Here is a 21,109-nt window from a genome sequence, read left to right on the forward strand (position 1 = left end):
TTAGATATGTAATAAGATTTTAAGCTTTGTGAATTTAATTCACGTAATCTAAATCAACTTTCCTTAAAAATTAAACAATCTGTTTTTCTAATTCGGAAATAATTAAAACTGCTTTGTCATAATCTTGCTGAATCGAAGCACTTGAAGCTGGAGCATAACGTGCAAATTCGCAGTTTTCAGTCAGATTAATGAAATTCTGAACCGTTTCAGGATTTGAATTTCTTGATAAAAGCAATTCACGAATATTGTCTTTACTCATTTCTGAAGTTTCAATATGCAGTTTTGCTTTTAAGAAATTATGCATCGCTTTTTCAAGAGCAATATAAAATGCTTCTTTATTATGAAGCTGTTTTTTAGCCTGCGATAAATACTTTTTCGCCAGCTTATTGTTCATTCTGATTCTGTTTCCGGTTACATCACTGTCAATAGCTTCTTTTTTCTTCTTAACCAATATAATGATTGGGATAATAGCAAATGGGAAGAATAGCAATGCATAATACAAATCAGAACCGTAGAAATCATTTTTAGCAATCGCTGTCAAAGTTGTTTTTGGTTTGATGTATTTGAAATGCTCTACTTTTTCTACTACATTTTTAGATGCCGTTGAAGGATTTGCTTCTGCCAATGTTGGTCCGTCCAGAACATCAATCATCACTTCTTGAGATGTGATCGATTTATAGGAACCTGAACTCAAATCAAAATAAGAGAACGTCATTGGTTTAATGGCATATTTTCCTTTGTACTGCGGAATAATGGTGTATTTGTCTGTGATTTTTCCAGACATTCCCGTTAATGATGTATTTACCTTTTCATCATGAACCGGATCGTACATTTCTAATGCATTTGGTACAACAGGTTTTGGCAGTGTAAATAATTTCATGTTTCCACTTCCGGCTGCGCTGACTACTAAATCTAGGCTTTCACCACTTTTTAAAGTCGTTCTTGATGGTGTAACTGTAAAATTAAACCTTCCAACAGCACCTGTAAAACCTTCTGGTTTTCCTGTTTCCGGAAGCGGTTTTACATTAATAGTTTTTGACCCTGCCGATACTATTTTGTTGTCTTCGGTAATAATCATCTGTCCAAACATATCGCGACGATTCGTTGGCAGCTGTACTCCAATGTCTAATGAAAGAGGTTCAATAGTCAATCTGCCGCTTTTCTGCGGATATAAAATTGTCTTTTTCAAGACTACATAATAGCATCTTTGTCCTTGATAACTTCCTTCTTCTGGAGTAAGTTGTTTTATTTCGATATTCTGATTCCAGAAATCATTGTATTTTGGTTTTGCGAGTTCTTTGAAACCAGTAACACCAATATTACCAAAGTATAATTTGTAGACAACAGTAATAGGTTCATTTAGGTACGGATTTGTTTTAGAAATCTCAGCTACCAATTGTAAAAGTTCATTTGGAGATCCTTGCTGTCTGTCGTTTGGATCTCTTTCTTGCGCAACGGCATTGGTAACGGTTACTTTTATAGGTGCCGTTTTATAAATCTGTCCATTGTATTCGATTGCGGCTTGTTTAATAACAAGAGTACCTTTTTTCTCCGGCTGTAAAATGTAGGAGTATATTTTTTGAAAAGAACTGCGGCCGTTTATCCAGGATTGGCTTATTTGCTGGCTTGGACCTGCAACCATTTTAAACCCCTCAAATGACGGCTGGTCAAAATTGTCCCCGTCAACATTCATAATAAAATCAATACGCAGTCTTTCATTAACTCCAAGTGAGTTTTTGCTTACTCTGGCTTCAAATTGAACCTGAGCCATAAGTCCCTGAAAGGTGAGTAGAAATAAAATTAAATATCTTTTCATTAGTTGTTTTAAATCGTTTTTAATTGTTTAATCGCCTAACCGAGTTTTATTTATGCCTAGTGGATAAATAAATAACGATTAAACGATTGAACTTATTACCAGTCTTTTTCCGGTTTTTTTGGACTTCCTTTTATTTTTTGAGCGTTTACTTTATCCTGAATTTTCTTTTCTTCGTTGTTTACAGCGTCTAACAGATTCTGAACTCGTTCTTTTGAAATTCCTCCAGGCATTGGTTTTGGTTCTCCTTTATTATCAGACTTGTCGTCTTTTTTAGGATCATTTTTACCGTCTTGTTTGTCTTTATCTTTATCGCCTTTGTCGTCTTTTTTATCCTTGTCTTTGTCCTTATTCTGATCCTTGTTATTGTCTTTATCTTTGTTTTTATCCTTGTCTTTGTCCTTATCCTTATTTTTGTCTTTGTTTTGATCGTTTTTAGGAGGATTTTCTTTTAGCTTTTGTTTGGCGTAAGCATAGTTGTAACGCGTTTCTTCATCTGTTGGATCATTTCGGAGCGCTTGTTTGTAAGCTTCAACCGCCTGCGAATAATCTTTCTCTTTCATTAAAACGTTTCCTAAGTTATGATACGCTTTGTGTTTTTCAGGTCTAGTTTTAGCATTTTTTATAGCATTTGCGTAAGCGTACTTGGCTTCAGCAATCTGATTTTGTTTGTAAATCGAGTTTCCTAAATTATATAAAGACGTTGCTTTTTTAGGAAATTTTGATGCTGAAACTCTGTAACCAGCTTCGGCATCTGTAAATTTATTCTGTTTATATTCTTCATTGGCACCAGGCAATACCTTGTCTTTTTCCTGAGCAGAAACAGCAAAAGAAAGCGTTAGTAAAATATAAAGAAGTAAATTTTTCATTCTGATTTTTTTATTTTTTGTTCCGAAATTAAACGGAATCTTTATTTCTTTTCGTTAAATAAATTCAACTCTTTTATCCAGTTTGTTTTTCTTTCTAAAAGGAAAATATCAATAAACAACAGTAAAAATCCAAAGCCTAAGAACCATTGAAATTGCGATTGGTAATCGGCCATTTGAGTCGATTCAAATTCGGTTTTCTGAATATTGTTTAAAGCATTTTTAATGTATTCTAAAACCTCTTTGGTGCTTCCGCCATATACGTAACCACCTTTTGTTGCTTTTGCAATAGTTTTTAATCCTTCTTGGTTTAGTTTTGTAATAACCGTTTGTCCGTCCTGATCTTTTTGATAGCTTCTAACAATACCATTTTCTTTTAACGGAATGGTTCCTCCTTTTTCTGTACCAACACCAATCGTGATAATTTTCATTCCTATTTTGTTGGCTTCTTCGGCAGCAGCTGCAGCGCCTTCAGAATGATCTTCACCATCAGAAATTAAAATCAAAAGTTTGCTGGTTTTGCTTTTTTCATCAAAATAAGTCGATGATAATCTGATTGCTTCATCAAGTGATGTCCCTTGAGATGAAACCATATCTGGACTCATACTTTGCAAAAACATTTTGGCAACACTGTAATCTGATGTTATCGGCAATACTGGGAAAGCACTTCCGGCATAAGCCACAATACCAATTCTATCACTTCCTAATGAATTGATGATTTGCGAAACAAGCTGTTTGCTTTTTTCTAAACGACTTGGTGCCACGTCTTCTGCCAGCATACTTTTGGAAACGTCGACTGCAAAAACAATATCAATACCTTCACGTTTTACGGTTTCCATTTTGGTACCAATCTTCGGATTTACCAATCCGATAATAATTGAGGCAAATGCTAAAAGCAGAATCGATAATTTTAAAACAGGTTTAAAAACAGATCTTTCCGGACTTAGTTTTTTAACCATTTCCAAATCACCAAATTCGCGTTGTTTTTTTCTTTTCCAATACATATTGAAAAGAAAAACGCATACCACAATTGGGATAAGCAGTAAGAGATATAAATATTTTTTTTCGTCTAATTCCATAAATGTTTTAAATTCCAATGTTGAAATTCCAAATTCCAAACTCCAAATCGTTATTTGGAATTTTAAGATTGAAATTTTTTAATTTGAAAAATTAAATAAAGCTTCTATAAACTGTATTTCTTAAACCTACTTCCAATACCAATAAACCTAACGCGAGTAGAACAAAAAATCTGAATTTTTCGTCGTAATCGTAGAATTTCAATTCTTGGATTTCAGTTGTTTCTAACTTGTTGATCGAATTGTATATTTCGGCTAATTTATCGTTGCTGGTTGCTCTAAAATACGTTCCGTCGGTTTTACGTGCAATGCTTTTCATTAACTGCTCGTCGATTTCTACTTTCTGCATTTTGAATAAGAAACCGCCGTTTGGCGCGTATGCATAAGGAGATTCAGCCATTCCATTAGTTCCAAGACCAATCGTATATACTTTTATTCCGTATTGTTTTGCAATATCAGCAGCCGTTTCAGGTTCGATAAATCCGGCATTGTTTACACCATCTGTCAATAAAATGATAACACGGCTTTTTGCTTTACTATCTTTTAAACGATTTACTGCAGTTGCCAATCCCATTCCAATTCCCGTTCCGTCTTGTAAAACGGTATCGTATTTAATGCCTTTTATGGCTTCCAGAATAATAGGTTTGTCGCTTGTAACCGGAGTTTTAGTATAGGCTTCAGATGCATATAAAACCAATCCAATTCTATCGTTTGGTCTTTCTCCTACGAAATCAGCCGCGACTCTTTTTAAAGCTTCCATACGGTTTGGCTTTAAATCTTTTGCGAGCATACTCCCTGAAACGTCAATTGCCATTACAATATCAATTCCTTTTGTGGTTTTGGTTTGATTGCTGATGTCGACTGTTCTAGGCCTTGCCAGCGCTACAATCAAAGAACTTAAAGCGATAATTCTGAAAACATACAGACATGGTTTTGCTTTTGTCCAAAACGATTCGCTGTTTTTGAAACCTGCTGTCGAACTCATTTTTAATGTAGCCGACTGCTGATTTCTTTTCCAGAAGTACCATCCTATTACAATTGGAATTAATAAAAACAACCAAAAGAACTCTGGATTTAAAAAAGTGATCTGATTATTCATTAGTTACTTGCTTTTTTAAGTTCAACAGAATTTAAAATTCGGGTTGTAATATCGTTTGCATAGGTGTCGCCTTCTTCATGGAAAATTATGATCTGCTGCAAGCCTTGATCTTGTTTGAAAAGCAGGATTTCGTAATATCCTTTTGTACTTGTTTTGTTAGCAGGATTTAAAACAGTCATTGTTCCGTATCCTTTTATTCCTTGAATTCCCTGATTTGTCTGGAAATCTTCTTGTTTTACGATTATATTCTGACCTCCTTGAAGTTCAATTACTTTTAAACTTCCTTCTAAAGCTTTTGATAAATCTATTTCTGTTGGATTTTTGAATTTAGTCGTTGAAACAGCAACATAAAAATTGTCGATTAAACTTCCATATCCAAAAAGCTGCATTTCTTTAATCAATGCCATGGTTTCTTTTGGGAGTGCTTTTTCGGTATCTAAACGTTTTAAAACCTTTGGCGTTTCGATTAAAATACCTGGATTTCCGTATTCACTTTTTACCCATTCTCCTTCTAATAATTCTTTAGTTGGATGCCCAATGATATTGTCTTTTACGAAATTAAATCCTTTCGTGATGATGAAGAAAGTAGTAGTTGCCAATATTAAAAACACAACAGAACCTACTGCAATAGCAATTCGTTTGTTTCTTTGTTTCTTTAATTGAAGCTGAATTTGTTTCTGTCTTTGTGCTTCATTCAACAGCTGGTCTTCTTCTTCAGCCGTTACTTCAGTTGGAATGGCATTATCCAGCGTTAAGATTACTCTTTGAATTTTATTTCGGTCTTCGGTGATTTCAAATTCAAGCGGTTTTGATTTTGCGAATTTTACCAAATCGGCCTGACGTAAAACGCGTTCTAAATTTTCAACTGTTTCTGGTGTTAAAACCATTTTCTTTTTAGTAGAAGCTGTTTTGATGGCATTAATCAATTCAGAAGTAGTGCTTTCCATTGCTGGGATATGAATGGCTTCTTCGATATAATTACGCGCAATATCAGTCAGTTCACTATAGTATTCTTTGATTTCACCTTTTTGAACCAGTTCTTTTTGCTCCAGATTGTTTAATAAACTTGTCGCTTTTTCAATAGGAGTCTTGTAAACTTCTTCTTCAATTTTTTTCTTTTGGTGTTTTTTGGTATACCAGTACACAAAACCTCCAATTCCTAAAATTATAATAGCTACGAGAACATATTGCCACCAATCTCCTGTAACATCTTCGGCTGGGGTAATATCCTTGATGTCGTACATTTTCTGTTGCAAAGTGTCTACTTTTACATTCGCCACTTCAACTTTGATAGAATCTGTTAAGTAAGGTTTTTTGTCAATTAAAATCTTAATACTAGGAATAGTGTAACGACCAGAATCAAACTGAGTTAATCCGTACTTTTTGATTAATTCGTAAGTATCATTTTTTTTAACCGTATCAATTGGATAAGACTGTATTACTTCTAAAGCACCAATGTTTTTCAGCTTTGGGAAAACAACTTTTGATTTTGAGCTTACCACTGTTTTAAGAGTCAGTTTAAACTCAGCACCAATTTTGTTTTTTGTGGTGTCAATACTGGTTTCTACAGTTTTCTGCTGTGCAGAAATCATAGTAGAAAAAAGCAATAAAAATATATAAAGTTTAAATTTCATTTGATTAACGATTGAAGATTAACGATTTTTGATTTTTGATTTTTCCAAGGATTGTCAATAGTTCTTTAAAATTGTAATCTTTAATTTTTATGAATTAATTTTTGATGTTTTAATGCTAGATACAAAAATTGAAATTAATTGATTTGCTTCTATTTTTACTTTCATTAAACCTTCTCGGTCTGTTGATAAATTTGCTTTTTCTATTATTTTTAAACAAACAAATGTTTCTCTTAATTCTTTCAGACAAATACCCATTTTATGAATAAAATCTTTTTTACTTTCTGCACTTTGCGCTTCACCGTAATTTAAAGCTGGAGATGTTCCTGATCTAATTATTTGTCCTGACAAATGATTTCCGGCATAATTTTTTTCAAACTTACTTGCTATAATTATAATTGTTGCTGCAAAATCAATCAATCTGTTTTCTAATTCTTGTTTAGTCATTTTTAAATACTTCCTTAATCACAAGTCACACCACATCATAAATTAAAAATCGTTAATCAAAAATCAAAAATTATTTATCGTGATTTGAAATAGCCTAATAGTTTGGTAACATAATTTTCGTCAACTCTGGTGTTGACAATTCCTGCTCCAGATTTACGGAAAGTATCTTTGAAATAATTCACTCTTTCCTGATAATGCTTTTCGTAATTCAATCGCACTGTTTTTGAACTCGTGTCTACCAACTGTGTTTTTCCGGTTTCGGCATCCAGCATTGTTAACATTCCTAAATTCGGAATTCTTTCTTCTCGGATGTCATACACACGAACGCCTGTAAGGTCATGCTTTTTTGAAGCAATTTTCAAACTATGCTCGTAATTATCCGACATAAAATCTGAAATCATAAAAACAATGGCTTTCTTTTTTTGTGTTCCCGATAAGAATTTTAAAGCCTGTCCAACATCTGTTTTGTGGCTTTTTGGTTCAAACTCGATCAATTCGCGGATGATTCTCAAAACGTGCGAACGCCCTTTTTTGGGAGGAATGTATAGTTCAACATTATCCGAAAATAATATCAAACCAATTTTGTCATTATTTTGTGTAGCAGAAAAGGCCATTGTAGCCGCAATTTCGGTTACGATATCTTTTTTGAACTGGCTTTTGGAACCAAAACCTTCAGAACCCGAAATATCAACCATTAAAACCATGGTTAATTCACGTTCTTCTTCAAAAACTTTTACGTGGGCTTCGTTATAACGTGCGGTTACATTCCAATCGATGTTACGAATATCATCTCCGTATTGGTATTGACGTACTTCGCTAAACGTCATTCCTCGTCCTTTAAATGAAGAGTGGTATTCACCCGAAAAGATATGATTGCTCAGTCTTTTGGTTTTGATTTCTATTTTCCGTACTTTTTTTAAAAGCTCTTTTGTATCCATTCTGATTTGGTTTATGGTTTGTGGTTGTTGGTTGATGGCGTATGAACCATCAACAAAAAACTATCAACCATCAACTTTTTAAGGTACTTCAATCTCGTTTACGATTTTGTTGATAATGTCTACAGAAGTAATGTTTTCGGCTTCAGCTTCATACGTGATTCCCACTCTGTGGCGTAAAACATCATGCACAACTGCACGAACATCTTCTGGGATTACATAGCCGCGGCGTTTGATAAAAGCGTAACACTTAGCAGCATTTGCTAAGTTGATACTTCCACGCGGAGATGCTCCAAAGCTGATAAGCGGTTTTAAATCGGCTAATTTGTATTTTTCAGGATAACGTGTAGCAAAAATGATATCCAAAATGTATTTCTCAATTTTTTCATCCATATAAACTTCACGAACCGCTTCCTGCGCACGTAAAATTTGATCTACCGAAACTACAGGATTTACCTTTTCAAAGCTTCCTTTTAGGTTTTGGCGGATTACGAAACGTTCTTCGTCAATTTTTGGATAATCAATAACAGTTTTCAACATAAAACGGTCAACCTGTGCTTCAGGAAGCGCATATGTTCCTTCTTGTTCAACAGGGTTTTGAGTTGCTAAAACTAAAAACGGACGGTCTAATTTGAAAGTTGAATCACCAATTGTAACTTGCTTTTCCTGCATTGCCTCAAGAAGTGCAGATTGTACTTTTGCAGGAGCACGGTTGATCTCATCGGCAAGTACGAAATTGGCAAAAATTGGCCCTTTTTTAATTGAGAATTCGTTTGCTTTAATGTTGTAAATCATGGTTCCGATAACATCGGCAGGTAATAAATCCGGCGTAAACTGGATACGGCTGAAAGAACCCTGAACTGCTTGCGATAAAGTATTAATCGCTAAAGTTTTTGCTAACCCCGGAACACCTTCTAATAAAATGTGACCCTGACCTAATAGACCGATTAATAAACGCTCGACCATGTGTTTCTGGCCCACAATAACTTTGTTCATTTCCATTGTAAGAAGGTCTATAAAAGCACTTTCTCTCTCAATTTTTTCATTTATCGCTCTAATGTCTAAAGTCGTTGTATTTTCTTCCATATAGATATTTTTATAAACCTTGATTTTTACGCCTGTTTTTTGAGAGTGCAAATTGAATATTTTTTGAGAAGTAAGATGTTAAAGAATGGTTAAAACTTCGACCAATAACCTAATTTTAAGGACGAATTGTGATTCTATTTTTATATTTTTAAGAACTTTGATGAATATGCTTTTTCAAAGCATATTTTTTATCAAAAATAACGCATTACAACCATGAGTAAAACAGCATTATCGCCTATTATTTCAGGCACTATGAATTGGGGAATCTGGGATAAAAACCTGACAACTAAAGAAATGGAAAACATGATACAAATTTGTATCGAAAACAAAATTACTACTTTTGATCACGCCGATATTTACGGAGATTATACCACCGAAGCAGATTTTGGAAAAGCTTTTAAAACAAGTAAAATTTCAAGAGAAAAATTACAGTTAATTACCAAATGCGGTATTCAGATGGTAACTGAAAACCGACCTGAAAACAAAATTAAATATTACGATTATTCTAAAGATTACATCATTAAATCTGTTGAAGGATCGTTAAAGAATTTGAAAACAGATTATGTTGATGTGTTTTTACTGCACAGACCAAGTCCCTTAATGCAGGCCGATGAAATTGCGGAAGCTGTTGAAAAATTAAAAGCCGATGGAAAAATCATCGATTTTGGGCTTTCAAATTTCACAAGTTCTCAGACTGAATTGATCCGCCAGAAAACCGAAGTAAGCTACAATCAAGTACAGTTTTCGGCAACGCATTTTGAACCAATGGTTGACGGAAGTTTAGATTATATGCAGACACATGGAATTCGTCCGTTATCATGGAACCCGCTTGGAACTGTTTTTAGAGAAGATACGAAAAAAACACGCCGTTTGAAAAAACTGTTTTCGACCTTATTGGAGAAATATCACTTAGGCGCAGATACTCTTTTATTAGCATGGGTTTTAAAACATCCGGCTGGAGTTATTCCAATTGCTGGAACGGTTAACGTTGCCAGAATTCAATCTCTAGTAAAAGCAGCAGAATTGGAAATGGATAAAGAAGATTGGTTTTCCATCTGGACAGAAAGTATGGGCGAAGATGTGCCTTAATTTCTTTTAGTGTTCAGTGGACAGTTAGTGTTCAGTTTTGTACTGAAAAAAAATAAACACGTAGAAACGTAGATTTTTGATGTTCTTTAAAGAGATTTTTTAGCATTTCACTTTCACATAGCTATGTGAATTGATTTAAAATAAAATGCCTTTCTAGAAAAAGCTCAACTATGTTTCTACGTGTTAAAACAAAATATTTACAATGAAAAAAACAGTTTTAATTACTGGTGCCACAAGCGGAATTGGAAAAGCAACTGCTCAGATTCTGGCAAAAAACAATTATAAAGTAGTGCTTTGCGGAAGACGTAAAGAGCGTTTACAAGAACTGGAAAACGAACTTTCGGCTTTTACCGAAGTATATTCTCTTGATTTTGATGTTCGAGATAAAGATGCCGTTATTGAAAAAATAAACGCATTGCCAGAAGCTTTTTCGGATATTGATATTTTAATTAATAATGCAGGAAATGCACATGGATTAGATCCAATTCAAACAGGAGATTTAGATGATTGGGATGCTATGATCGATATTAATGTAAAAGGACTTTTATACGTTTCGAAAGTGGTGATTCCGAAAATGACGGCTAAAAATTCTGGACACATTATCAATATTGGATCAACGGCTGCGAAAGAAGTATATCCAAACGGAAATGTGTATTGCGGTACAAAACATGCTGTTGATGCGATTACAGCTGGAATGCGAATTGACTTGAATCCATTTGGAATTAGAGTAGGAGCAATTCATCCTGGAATGGTATCGACAGAATTCAGCGAAGTTCGTTTTAAAGGAGATGTTGAAAGAGCTTCAAATGTATATAAAGGATTTGATCCGCTTCAAGCAGAAGATATTGCAGATATTATTCATTTTGTGGTTTCAAGACCGTATCATGTCAATATTGCTGATCTGGTTGTAATGAGTACGGCACAAGCTTCTTCGACAATTGTGAAGAAAAATATTTAAGAAGATTTATTGAAAGAGGCGCACAACAATGCGTCTCTTTTCAGGTTTTAAGATTACATTTTGATTGGTTTTCCATAAATAATAAAAAGTATGATTAATAAGCGCCTTTTAATAAAAAACCTACTAGCTCACAATGACGAGAGCAGTTTTTATGATAAAAAAAGGCAGCTGAATCTGCATTCGAGAGAAGGTAAAGCTAAATTTTTAAAGCACATCTGCGCGCTTTCCAATTCAAATCCTGCAAACAACTCTTATATTGTTGTAGGTGTTGAAGATCAGGATAACGAAATTGTAGGCGACGATTTTTTTGACGACAGCCGAATACAAAATCTCGTTAATGCTTTCCTCGAAAATCCTCCTAAAATTCAATATGAAAACGTTCCATTTCCGAATCTTCCAAAAGATAGAGTAATCGGTCTTGTAACTATAAAACCCAAAAGCCAGGTTTCGTTTTTCAAAAAAGGCATTCATACCATTTTAGCAAACACCGTTTTTATTCGTATTGGCAGTAATTCTGTTCCAGTCGAGGAAGGCACAGAAATCGAGAAGAATTATCAAAATACAGAAACCGTAATCGGAATCGAAAACAGTTCTCGAAACAGTATTCAATATACACTTGACGGCGTAATTGATTTTATGAATTTCAGGCACAAAGACATGGCGCCAAGATACCGTGTTTTTAAAGAACTGTTTGTGATTTGCTGGGCGGGAGTTCCTAAAAAATCCAGAGATAAGACCTTTTTATCACGTGTCGATATTGAGTTGATTAACGAACAGGTTAAGCTTTTTTATTCGGCTCAAGATGTAGTGACTATAGTGTATAATGATGATAGTTTTACGATTACAGAATATGTTCCTTTAGGACTAAATGATAAAACGAGTTATTATCCTTTAGAAGAACAAACCATCCACTTTTTTGATAATGGTTATTATAAAATTGACCGTCAAATACTTTTTCAGCCTCCAGAATTTAATCGAAAAATGCTCTTTCATATTTACAATTCAAATCTGGCTTTGCTTCAAAAATTGGATAAAGGAATCGCTTTATCTGATCGAGAATTAAAAGATCTGGCAAATCTGCCTTCGACTTTTATGATTTGTTATTTAAATGGTTTTGAAGATGCTCGACAAAGATTAATCGATGCCAAATTGCTTTTAAAACCTTTTGGGAATGTGTATTCGTCTTTTAAAGAAGCTTTACGAGTTTTAAGGAAGATGAAATATGATGTTTAATGAAGATGCAAAGGTTCAGAGTTACAAAGTGGCAAAGATGCAAAGGGTTTCTGTATAGACACACTGCAACGTCTAACGCATTTTTGAATTGCCTCCAGCTTTAGCTGGAGATGCAATTTGTAGATATAAAGGCTTTAGCCAAAATTCTATTTTGCAATTTAATTACCCTAGGATGTGACTTCGCGTAAATCGTATTACAAAATAGGGTTATGTCAAATTATATATCCTAATTTCTTGCAGGCAGATAAAAAATCCAATCGAAATGCGATCACATTAAAGCCCTCTAATTTCTTCTGCTTTTCTTCTAAAACCTGAGTTGATTTATACAATAGTTCAAATACATAGGAACAAATTTCTTCTTCTGATGATAGTATTTGCAACTTTACAAAATCGGGCCTAACAGTGTAATGACCCACATTATAGGAGTAAAATTCTGTGAATGAAGAGGGAATTCCTACTCTTTTTTGAAATCTAAATGGATATGTTTTGTGATCTTCAATAAGTTGAAAGTCTATCCATAGATGTTCCATAGAACCGCCATAATCTTTATGTAATTCATTTTCAAGATTGCCAATATGTTTATTGATTATTGTGGCGATTTTACGTGTATAATCGCTATCTGTCATATTTGCATTAAAGGATACTTCCAAAGGTTCTCCAGATGGTCTTATACGATTTTCTGGAAAATTTCTGATGATTCCAGTTTTTAATATTCCTTATGATGAACAAAACATAATTTTTGTGAAAGATTTATCCATTATAGCAAGTTCTTTTTTGTGAAGAATCTTACCAATTTCATCGGCTGCGGTTGATTTTTGAACTAATGAACTATCTTTTGCTGAAATGCATAGGTAGACTCCATCCTCTAAAAAAAAGTTCTTTAGTATATCATTAATTATTTTAGGCTCAAAATCTTCATTAATTCCGTAATTAAACCATTTTATGGAGTCTTCACTTTGGGCTAATTGACCCTTTTCGTCAAGCCAGTTAGATAAATCAAATTTACTATTGTAAAATCTGAATAATTGTTTTGAATCCATTCTAAAATATATTTGTGGGTGTCTTTAATATGCAAAGACAGACAAATATAAGAATTTTCTTTAATTATGTTTTCTTATTGAAATTTCAAATATTTCTTCACTTTATCATACGGAAAAAGGATTTCTTTTGGACCGTCAGCATAAGAAGCGGCTTCGTATGAGTTGTAATATAAAAGAAGACCTCCAGAAGTATAAAAAATGTTTTGCGAGAGTTGGAATTTGTCATTTTCAAACATTAATCCTGTTGCATTTATATTGGCTTTTGCGGGGATTTTATATTTGGCTCTGAATTCTTTTTCGGCGAAAGCCTTAAATGCTTTTTCATCTTTAAACAATTGATCGTTAAAAATGAATTTTCCAGTTTTTTTATCAAATAGTAAAGATCGGAATCCTTGATAACCGTGAGCGCCGCCTGTAAAAGTATAATGGTCAATTTTGATATTTATAATCTGATCTGATTCAAATTCTACATTGCCCGTTATTTTTCCTTCCCAGCCAAAAGTATCATGCGGGAATTTTTTGTGCATTTCTTCATAAGAGGCAATAAACGATTTGGTCAATGATTGGTAATCATTCACTTTTGTTGAGTCCTCTCCAAAATAAACAATTTCTTTTATGACATTAAAAACTTTTTTGTTGATACTGTCAGCAACAACTTTTTTATTTTTGGCAATTGGTACTTCAATTGAGATATTTGGGCAGTCCGTTTTGCACGGAATTGTGGATTTTTCTTCAAATGCTTCATTTTCAAATGAAAGCTCTTTTTTGCAACTTGTAAAAATCAAACACAATAAGATTATAAATATGTAATTTTTCATATCAAAAAGTGTTAATTATCTACAAAGGTAAGAAGTTGTATCTCGATAAAATAAATTAAAAAGTAAATTTGTAAAAGAATTAAGGATTTAAAATTAGTAACTATATGAAATTCAATACAAAAGTAATACACGGCGGTCAGCATCATGATCCAAGTACAGGAGCTGTTATGCCTCCGGTGTATCAAACGTCGACTTTTATTCAGACAAGTCCAGGAAAACCTCTGGCAGATTATGAATACAGCCGCGCATCAAACCCAACTCGTACGGCTTTAGAAAATGCTTTGGCAAGTATTGAAAATGGAACACGCGGACTGGCTTTTTCATCTGGTCTTGCCGCAACCGACTGTATTTTGAGATCGTTTAAAGCAGGCGACGAAGTTATTGCAATGGACGATTTGTATGGAGGAACTTACCGTATGTTCTCGAGAATATATAAGGATTCAGGAATTAAATTTCATTTTGTAGATATGACCGATATTGCCAAACTGAAGTCTTTAATTAATGAAAACACAAAATTAGTCTGGGTTGAAACGCCAACCAACCCATTAATGAAACTGGCTGATATTGCAGAAATTGCTAAAATCACAAAAGAACATAAAATCTGGTTTGCTGTCGATAATACTTTTGCAACACCTTACCTTCAAAAACCTTTAGATTTAGGCGCTGATATTGTAATGCACTCAGCAACGAAATATTTAGGCGGACATTCTGATGTTATTGCCGGAGCTTTAATTGTAAAAGATGAAGCACTTGGAGAGCAGTTGCATTTCCAGCAGTTTGCAACTGGTGCTACTCTAGGGCCAATGGATAGTTTTTTGGTTTTAAGAGGAATCAAAACTTTGGCTTTACGAGTACAGAGACATTGCGAAAACGGAGAAAAAATCGTAGAGTTTTTAAGCAAACATCCCAAAATTAATACGGTTTATTATCCGGGATTGGCGAATCATCCGTTTCATGAAATTGCTAAAAAACAAATGAAAGCGTTTGGCGGAATGGTTTCGTTTACTTTTAAATCAGGTAAAAAAGAAGATGCTGTTGCGTTTTTAGAAAAGCTGAAAGTATTTACTTTGGCTGAATCTTTAGGTGGAGTAGAATCTTTGGCAAATCATCCAGCTTTAATGACTCACGCTTCGATTCCAGCAGATAAAAGAGCCGAAGTTGGAATTACTGATGACTTAGTGAGATTAAGCGTTGGTATTGAAGATGCAGAAGATTTAATTGCAGATTTAGAACAAGCATTATCTTAAATAAACCTCAAATAAAAATCCCAAATTCCGATTTTAATAATCTTGGAATTTGGGATTTTTTATATTGTAATTTTTCTAGATTTAGAATTCTAAATAGTAGATATATCCGAAGTTAAACCATACCTGCCAGTCATTTGACTTGTTTTCTGTATAGATTTGTTTGTTAGGATTTAATCCGTCGATCCAGTCAGAACTGTACATTTGAAAACGTGTTTCAAACATTAAATCACTCATGGTAGTCAATTTGTAATGAACTCCTACACCTGCTGTTGCAGCCACTGCGATTCCTGTTTCATTAGAAAATCCATGTGCACGTCCGTCAGAAGGAGTTAAATATTTACCAGGCGTAACAGTTGGAAGTGTCATATCTCCTAATTTTGAATTCAATTTAGCTGAATAATAAGATACTAAAAATCCAGCACTGAAATAAGGGCTTATTCCGCCAACAGAATTTTCAAAATTGTGAATACTTCTAAAAGGTGAATATTCTAGTTGAGCACCAATTCCAAGCAAAGTTGAAGTTCCTTTCATGTTTCTCAACTGAGTAGCAAATAACTCATTAGGTTTTCTTTCTACCCATTCTCCAAAGTGTCTCAGGTTAGTTCTGCTGAAAGACAATTCAGATCTGATTTTAAAATGCTCAGGAAAATAACGATCTCTGCTATTTGCGGCAGAAAAGTTCAGCCAGTGAACCAGACCAATACCAATACCAGTATTGTTAATATTGGTGTCAGCATTATTTCTTTCTCCAAAATCAGATTGTAAAGTTATGGGACCTGCTATAATTCCGATCTCGTGTGCAAGATCTGATTGAGCATTGGCAATTGTCGAGATGCCAAATAAGGCGAATAATGTGATATATAGGTATTTAAACATTTTCGTGGGCTTAAAATATTGGCAAATATATAAAAAAGCTAGTCCAAACAAAATATTAAATTCGTCTATTAAACAATTAGTAACAAAACACTTAATTTTCTGACTTTAACTCGATGCTTTCGATGTAATTTCGGAAGTGTAAAATTGGTTTTCAGGGTTTGTTTAAAAATAACACAATTCTCTGCGGAAAACAAAAAAAATAACAAAACGTATGCAATTTGATGTATCTTTGTCTGTTGTAACGAAAACGTTTTCTTAAAACGTATTTTCCTGTTATAATTGATTGATTTAAAAACTATTATTTGAATAATTTATTTAAAAATGGAACAAAAAATAAATGAATTTATGGCTCTGGTTGAGTCAAAAAATCCGAACGAGCCAGAATTTCTTCAAGCAGTTAGAGAATTTGCAGAGACGGTAATTCCATTTATCGCCGAAAGAAAAAAATACGATGGTAAAAATTTACTGTTAAGAATAGCTGAACCAGAAAGATCGGTAATTTTTAGAGTTCCGTGGGTTGACGACAAAGGAGAAATCATTGTAAACAGAGGATTTAGAATTCAAATGAACTCTGCAATTGGTCCTTATAAAGGTGGAATCAGATTTCATCACACAGTAAATTTATCTGTTTTGAAATTTTTGGCTTTCGAGCAGGTATTTAAAAATAGTTTGACAACTCTTCCAATGGGTGGAGGAAAAGGAGGATCTGACTTTGATCCTGAAGGAAAATCGGATGGAGAAATCATGCGTTTCTGCCAGTCATTTATGACTGAGTTATGCCGTCATATTGGTCCAGATCTTGACGTTCCTGCTGGAGATATTGGAGTAGGAGCGAGAGAAATCGGATATTTATTTGGCCAGTACAAAAGAATCAGAAATGAGTTTACTGGAGTTTTAACTGGAAAAGGACTTGCATACGGAGGGTCATTAATCAGACCAGAAGCTACAGGTTATGGAGTAGTATATTTTACAGATCAAATGCTTCGTACAATCGGACATGAGATTAAAGGTAAACGAGTGGCGATTTCTGGATTTGGAAACGTAGCTTGGGGAGTTGCTTTAAAAATAAATGAATTAGGCGGAAAAGTAGTAACTATTTCTGGTCCTGATGGATATATTTATGATGAAGAAGGAATCTCTGGAGAAAAAATCGACCACATGCTGGAAATGAGAGCAAGTGGTGATAACAGAGCCGAAAGATATTTAGAGAAATATCCAAATGCTGTTTTCCATAAAGGAAAAAGCCCTTGGGAAGTAAAAGTAGACATTGCTATTCCATGTGCAACTCAAAATGAGTTAAACGGAGACGATGCTAAAAAATTAATTGATAATGGTGTTTTATGTGTAACAGAAGCGGCAAACATGCCTTCTACTTTAGACGCTATTAAACTTTTCTTAGATAATAAAGTCCTTTTTGCCCCAGGAAAGGCCGCTAATGCCGGTGGTGTTGCCGCTTCAGGATTAGAAATGACTCAAAACTCGATCCGCTTAAACTGGACAAGTGAAGAAGTTGATTTGAGATTGAAAGAAATTATGATTGGAATTCACAACCAATGTAAAAAATACGGTGCAGAAGAAGACGGATATGTTAACTACGTAAAAGGAGCCAACATTGCCGGATTTGTAAAAGTTGCCGATGCTATGCTTGCACAAGGTGTAGTTTAAGATTAATTACAATTGAAAAATGCCCTCATTTGTCTTTTTTGATGAATCGAGGGCATTTTTTTGTTTCCTAAAGAACAAAATTCTATTACTTTCGTTTGTAGTATATTTGTCTATCCGAGAATATATTTTTAAGATGAAAAAGAACTTTCTGTCTATCATAAGTTTATTATTGTTTCAATTTGGTTTTGCGCAAGGATTATCTTGGCAGGGCTACTTTTCATTTAATGAAATTAAAGGTATTTCAGAATCTTCAACCTCTGTTTTTGCTGCTTCAGAAAATGCTCTCTTTTCTAAAAATTCAACCTCAAACGCTATAAAAACCATCACCACGGTTGATGGGCTTTCAGGGCAAACCATATCGGCGGTTTATTATAGTCCTTCTTTCAAAAAAACAATTGTCGGCTACGAGAATGGTTTAATGACCTTAATTAATGAAGCTGATGGTAGTATTGTAAAAAAAGTTGATATTATAAGTAAACAGCTGGCGGCAAATCTTAAAAAAATAAATCACATCATGGAACATAACGGATTTCTGTATGTTTCTTGTGATTTCGGTATTGTACAATTTAATTTGACGACATCGCAATTTGGAGATACCTATTTTATTGGTGATAACGGAGCCGAAATTAGTGTCAAACAAACCGCTTTTTATAACGGATTTATTTTTGCAGCTACTTCAAGCGGTATCAGAAGAGCTAATATTACAAATCCTAATTTAAACGATTTTAGCCAGTGGACTCTTGTAAGCGCAGGATCATGGTTAGGTGTTGCAGCTGTAGATGCTGAACTCGCTGTCGTTAATTCTACAGGAAATGTTCAACGTTATAACGGAAATGATTTTACAGCATTTTTACAGCTTCCATCTGCACCAACTGGATTTCATGTTGTCAATCATAATTTATTAGCCACCACTTCTGGAGCTGTTTCTATTTTAAATAATCAATTAGCAATGACTCGTCAAATTTTCAATTCACAACTTCCCGAAGCCAATTTGACTTTTTCCTGTGCTTCAGCAGTTGGCGATATTTTATACATTGGAACAAAAGAAAAAGGGCTGTTTTCCACCTCTCTTTCAAATCCTGGAACTTTTGAAAATTCCACTCCTGAAGGCCCTTTTCGAAATAACATCTTTTCATTAGATGCTACTCCGAATGTGCTTTGGGCGGTTTATGGAGATTACGACACCTATTACAATCCTTACGAACTGGACAGTTATGGCATAAGTAAACTTAATAACTCAAAATGGTTAAATATCACGTATTCAGAAGTTTATGATGCAAAATCAATTACACGGATTATTGTCAATCCAAACAATGAAAAACAGGTTTATGCCAGTTCTTTTTTCTCTGGATTGCTCCGAATTGAAAATGATATTCCGAATCTTTTATATAACGAAAAAAACAGCGGACTCGAATCTTTGACTTTTGCAGGGCCCAATTATATCGATGTTCGTATTAACGGAACTGCCTTCGATAAAACAGGAAATTTATGGGTAACCAACAGCCGAATCAAAAACGGATTGAAAGTTTTAAAAACCAATGGTCAATGGCAGAGTTTTGCCACAAGTTCAATTTTGACCGATGCAGAACAAACCAATTATTCAAACATTGTTATTGATAAAAATAATGTCAAGTGGATTTCAACCAGCAGCGAAGGTGTAATTGCTTTTAATGAAAGCACCAACACGTTCAAAAAAATAACCACTGGAGCTGATGCCGGAAATTTACCAATTGCCGATGTCAGATCGGTAGCATTAGATACTAAAAACCAACTTTGGATTGGAACAACAAAAGGATTGCGTGTTTTGTCTAATGTTGGAAGTTTTCAAGCAGAAGGGCAAATGAAAGCCAATCCGATTATTATTATAGATGATAATCTGGCTCAGGAATTAATGTATGAACAATTTATTACCTCAATTGTAGTCGATGGCGCGAATAATAAATGGATTGGTACAGTAGATTCTGGTATTTTTATGGTTTCTCCAAATGGTCAGGAAACCAAATATCATTTTACGATAAACAATTCGCCGCTGCCAAGTAATGTGATCAACGATATTAAAATCAACAGCACAACGGGAGAAGTATTTATAGCGACCAATAAAGGAATGATATCCTTCAAAGGAATCGCAACAGGTGCTAATGATGATTTGAATAACGTATATGTTTATCCAAACCCGGTTCGTCCTAATTATACAGGAACTGTAAAAGTTGCCGGACTGCTGGATAAAGCAAATGTAAAAATTACCGATATCGAAGGAAATCTAGTATACGAAACAACTTCTGAAGGCGGAACAATAGAATGGGACACAACCGCTTTCGGAAATTATAAAGTTTCTTCAGGTGTTTATATGATTTTTATTTCAGCACAAGACGGCGGAGAAACGAAAGTTAAGAAAGTAATGATTATTCGATAAGTATTCAGTATTCAGTGATCAGTTTTTAGTGATCAGTCGGAATGGTTTCTATAAAAATCTAAAATCTACATTCTAAAATCTAAAATAACCCGTGCTCGTCAAAACCAAAGCCATAGTAATCTCTTCTTTAAAATTTCAGGAAAAAAGCTTGATCGTAAAATGCTTTACGCTTTCAAACGGACTGAAATCTTATTTTGTGCGCGATGCATTTTCAAGTCGGAAAGCAAATCAAAAGATTGCTTATTTTCAGCCGTTTTCGATTTTAGAAATTGAAGCCGTTCATAAAAATAAAGGCACTTTAGAGAATTTTAAAGAAATAAAAAGTGCCGTTCCGTTTCAGAGTATTCATACTGATATTGTGAAAAGTACAATGGTCATGTTTCTTTCAGAAATGCTGCATTATTCCATTCAAGAAGAAGAAAAAAACGAACAGCTTTTCGTGTTTTTAGAAACTGCACTTACTTGGCTGGATCATCATGACGAAATCTCCAATTTTCATTTAATTCTGCTTTTAGAAATCACAAAATACCTCGGGTTTTATCCTGATGTTTCTGAAATCGATTTGCCTTTTTTTGAAATAAATGAAGGCATTTTTACACTTTTTCAAAAAGCAAATGTACTGTCTGAACACGAAACAAATTTGTTTAAAAAATTATTGGAATTAAAATTTGATAACGATCAAAAAGTCTTTCATGTGGCAGAAAGACAAATACTTCTTAAAATCCTGATTGATTATTACAGTTTGCATCTCGAAGGATTCAAAAAACCAAAGTCTTTGGATATTTTAAAAGAAGTTTTCTCTTAGATTGCTTGAAAG

19 protein-coding genes are annotated in these 21,109 nt (G+C 34.1%); 7 read left to right on the top strand and 12 right to left on the bottom strand.

Annotated elements, in window-relative coordinates; genetic code table 11:
- Window positions 1–70: 70 nt before the first annotated feature.
- The 8 genes from J0383_RS12530 to J0383_RS12565 all read right to left on the bottom strand — a co-directional run bounded on the left by J0383_RS12530 (window position 71) and on the right by J0383_RS12565 (window position 8,953).
- Window positions 71–1,816, bottom strand: coding sequence for a BatD family protein (locus J0383_RS12530; RefSeq protein WP_207294386.1), 1,746 nt, complete (start codon window positions 1,814–1,816; stop codon window positions 71–73).
- A gap of 95 nt (window positions 1,817–1,911) precedes the next feature.
- A complete protein-coding gene (locus J0383_RS12535; protein ID WP_207294387.1) occupies window positions 1,912–2,682 on the bottom strand; it encodes a tetratricopeptide repeat protein in 771 nt (256 codons plus the stop codon).
- Between the two features lie 41 nt (window positions 2,683–2,723).
- Window positions 2,724–3,758: a vWA domain-containing protein gene (locus J0383_RS12540; protein WP_207294388.1), complete on the bottom strand. Its 1,035-nt coding sequence runs from the start codon at window positions 3,756–3,758 to the stop codon at window positions 2,724–2,726.
- A 91-nt stretch (window positions 3,759–3,849) separates the two neighbouring features.
- On the bottom strand, window positions 3,850–4,854 hold the full coding sequence (locus J0383_RS12545; protein ID WP_207294389.1) for a vWA domain-containing protein: 1,005 nt from the start codon (window positions 4,852–4,854) through the stop codon (window positions 3,850–3,852).
- Window positions 4,854–6,488 (bottom strand): hypothetical protein, encoded by a 1,635-nt coding sequence (locus J0383_RS12550; RefSeq protein ID WP_207294390.1) that lies wholly within the window; start codon window positions 6,486–6,488, stop codon window positions 4,854–4,856. Before J0383_RS12550 ends, J0383_RS12545 begins: the two co-directional genes overlap by 1 nt.
- 87 nt (window positions 6,489–6,575) lie before the next feature.
- Entirely contained in the window at window positions 6,576–6,932 is a 357-nt protein-coding gene (locus J0383_RS12555; RefSeq protein WP_207294391.1) for a four helix bundle protein, read from the bottom strand.
- Window positions 6,933–7,006: 74 nt separating this feature from the next.
- Complete coding sequence (locus J0383_RS12560) at window positions 7,007–7,870, bottom strand: DUF58 domain-containing protein (protein WP_207294392.1); 864 nt, start codon at window positions 7,868–7,870, stop codon at window positions 7,007–7,009.
- 78 nt (window positions 7,871–7,948) lie between these two features.
- Window positions 7,949–8,953 (bottom strand): AAA family ATPase, encoded by a 1,005-nt coding sequence (locus J0383_RS12565; protein WP_008465328.1) that lies wholly within the window; start codon window positions 8,951–8,953, stop codon window positions 7,949–7,951.
- Between the two features lie 213 nt (window positions 8,954–9,166).
- Here J0383_RS12565 and J0383_RS12570 point away from each other — a divergent pair, with 213 nt between their 5' ends.
- The 3 genes from J0383_RS12570 to J0383_RS12580 all read left to right on the top strand — a co-directional run bounded on the left by J0383_RS12570 (window position 9,167) and on the right by J0383_RS12580 (window position 12,233).
- On the top strand, window positions 9,167–10,042 hold the full coding sequence (locus J0383_RS12570) for an aldo/keto reductase (protein ID WP_207294393.1): 876 nt from the start codon (window positions 9,167–9,169) through the stop codon (window positions 10,040–10,042).
- A gap of 202 nt (window positions 10,043–10,244) precedes the next feature.
- The gene (locus tag J0383_RS12575; protein ID WP_207294394.1) at window positions 10,245–11,000 is read left to right on the top strand and encodes an SDR family NAD(P)-dependent oxidoreductase; all 756 of its coding nucleotides are present in this window, start codon (window positions 10,245–10,247) and stop codon (window positions 10,998–11,000) included.
- 90 nt (window positions 11,001–11,090) lie between these two features.
- A complete protein-coding gene (locus J0383_RS12580) occupies window positions 11,091–12,233 on the top strand; it encodes an ATP-binding protein (RefSeq protein WP_207294395.1) in 1,143 nt (380 codons plus the stop codon).
- Window positions 12,234–12,445: 212 nt separating this feature from the next.
- On the opposite strand, the gene J0383_RS12585 is transcribed toward J0383_RS12580, so the two are convergent.
- The 3 genes from J0383_RS12585 to J0383_RS12595 all read right to left on the bottom strand — a co-directional run bounded on the left by J0383_RS12585 (window position 12,446) and on the right by J0383_RS12595 (window position 14,091).
- Complete coding sequence (locus J0383_RS12585) at window positions 12,446–12,859, bottom strand: hypothetical protein (protein ID WP_207294396.1); 414 nt, start codon at window positions 12,857–12,859, stop codon at window positions 12,446–12,448.
- Between the two features lie 90 nt (window positions 12,860–12,949).
- On the bottom strand, window positions 12,950–13,273 hold the full coding sequence (locus tag J0383_RS12590; RefSeq protein ID WP_207294397.1) for a hypothetical protein: 324 nt from the start codon (window positions 13,271–13,273) through the stop codon (window positions 12,950–12,952).
- Between the two features lie 74 nt (window positions 13,274–13,347).
- Window positions 13,348–14,091, bottom strand: coding sequence for a DUF3298 and DUF4163 domain-containing protein (locus J0383_RS12595; RefSeq protein ID WP_207294398.1), 744 nt, complete (start codon window positions 14,089–14,091; stop codon window positions 13,348–13,350).
- A 104-nt stretch (window positions 14,092–14,195) separates the two neighbouring features.
- Here J0383_RS12595 and J0383_RS12600 point away from each other — a divergent pair, with 104 nt between their 5' ends.
- A complete protein-coding gene (locus tag J0383_RS12600; RefSeq protein ID WP_207294399.1) occupies window positions 14,196–15,338 on the top strand; it encodes a cystathionine gamma-synthase in 1,143 nt (380 codons plus the stop codon).
- 81 nt (window positions 15,339–15,419) lie between these two features.
- Here J0383_RS12600 and J0383_RS12605 read toward each other — a convergent pair whose 3' ends face one another.
- On the bottom strand, window positions 15,420–16,214 hold the full coding sequence (locus J0383_RS12605) for a THC0290_0291 family protein (RefSeq protein ID WP_207294400.1): 795 nt from the start codon (window positions 16,212–16,214) through the stop codon (window positions 15,420–15,422).
- 321 nt (window positions 16,215–16,535) lie between these two features.
- Between J0383_RS12605 and gdhA the strand changes: the two genes are divergently transcribed.
- The 3 genes from gdhA to recO all read left to right on the top strand — a co-directional run bounded on the left by gdhA (window position 16,536) and on the right by recO (window position 21,097).
- Entirely contained in the window at window positions 16,536–17,879 is a 1,344-nt protein-coding gene (gdhA, locus tag J0383_RS12610) for an NADP-specific glutamate dehydrogenase (protein WP_207294401.1), read from the top strand.
- Window positions 17,880–18,012: 133 nt separating this feature from the next.
- On the top strand, window positions 18,013–20,292 hold the full coding sequence (porZ, locus tag J0383_RS12615) for a type IX secretion system anionic LPS delivery protein PorZ (protein WP_207294402.1): 2,280 nt from the start codon (window positions 18,013–18,015) through the stop codon (window positions 20,290–20,292).
- Window positions 20,293–20,383: 91 nt separating this feature from the next.
- Window positions 20,384–21,097: a DNA repair protein RecO gene (recO, locus tag J0383_RS12620; protein WP_207294403.1), complete on the top strand. Its 714-nt coding sequence runs from the start codon at window positions 20,384–20,386 to the stop codon at window positions 21,095–21,097.
- Window positions 21,098–21,109 lie beyond the last annotated feature (12 nt).

It is taken from the genome of Flavobacterium endoglycinae (genome assembly GCF_017352115.1).
Lineage (GTDB): Bacteria > Bacteroidota > Bacteroidia > Flavobacteriales > Flavobacteriaceae > Flavobacterium > Flavobacterium endoglycinae.

Coding starts and splice junctions, on each gene's coding strand:
- J0383_RS12570 (WP_207294393.1), top strand. CDS start 9,167: ATGAGTAAAACAGCATTATCGCCTATTATTTCAGGCACTATGAATTGG.
- J0383_RS12585 (WP_207294396.1), bottom strand. CDS start 12,859: ATGACAGATAGCGATTATACACGTAAAATCGCCACAATAATCAATAAA.
- J0383_RS12555 (WP_207294391.1), bottom strand. CDS start 6,932: ATGACTAAACAAGAATTAGAAAACAGATTGATTGATTTTGCAGCAACA.
- J0383_RS12575 (WP_207294394.1), top strand. CDS start 10,245: ATGAAAAAAACAGTTTTAATTACTGGTGCCACAAGCGGAATTGGAAAA.
- J0383_RS12605 (WP_207294400.1), bottom strand. CDS start 16,214: ATGTTTAAATACCTATATATCACATTATTCGCCTTATTTGGCATCTCG.
- J0383_RS12580 (WP_207294395.1), top strand. CDS start 11,091: ATGATTAATAAGCGCCTTTTAATAAAAAACCTACTAGCTCACAATGAC.
- porZ (WP_207294402.1), top strand. CDS start 18,013: ATGAAAAAGAACTTTCTGTCTATCATAAGTTTATTATTGTTTCAATTT.
- J0383_RS12590 (WP_207294397.1), bottom strand. CDS start 13,273: ATGGATTCAAAACAATTATTCAGATTTTACAATAGTAAATTTGATTTA.
- J0383_RS12545 (WP_207294389.1), bottom strand. CDS start 4,854: ATGAATAATCAGATCACTTTTTTAAATCCAGAGTTCTTTTGGTTGTTT.
- J0383_RS12540 (WP_207294388.1), bottom strand. CDS start 3,758: ATGGAATTAGACGAAAAAAAATATTTATATCTCTTACTGCTTATCCCA.
- J0383_RS12535 (WP_207294387.1), bottom strand. CDS start 2,682: ATGAAAAATTTACTTCTTTATATTTTACTAACGCTTTCTTTTGCTGTT.
- J0383_RS12550 (WP_207294390.1), bottom strand. CDS start 6,488: ATGAAATTTAAACTTTATATATTTTTATTGCTTTTTTCTACTATGATT.
- J0383_RS12595 (WP_207294398.1), bottom strand. CDS start 14,091: ATGAAAAATTACATATTTATAATCTTATTGTGTTTGATTTTTACAAGT.
- J0383_RS12565 (WP_008465328.1), bottom strand. CDS start 8,953: ATGGAAGAAAATACAACGACTTTAGACATTAGAGCGATAAATGAAAAA.
- J0383_RS12530 (WP_207294386.1), bottom strand. CDS start 1,816: ATGAAAAGATATTTAATTTTATTTCTACTCACCTTTCAGGGACTTATG.
- J0383_RS12600 (WP_207294399.1), top strand. CDS start 14,196: ATGAAATTCAATACAAAAGTAATACACGGCGGTCAGCATCATGATCCA.
- J0383_RS12560 (WP_207294392.1), bottom strand. CDS start 7,870: ATGGATACAAAAGAGCTTTTAAAAAAAGTACGGAAAATAGAAATCAAA.
- gdhA (WP_207294401.1), top strand. CDS start 16,536: ATGGAACAAAAAATAAATGAATTTATGGCTCTGGTTGAGTCAAAAAAT.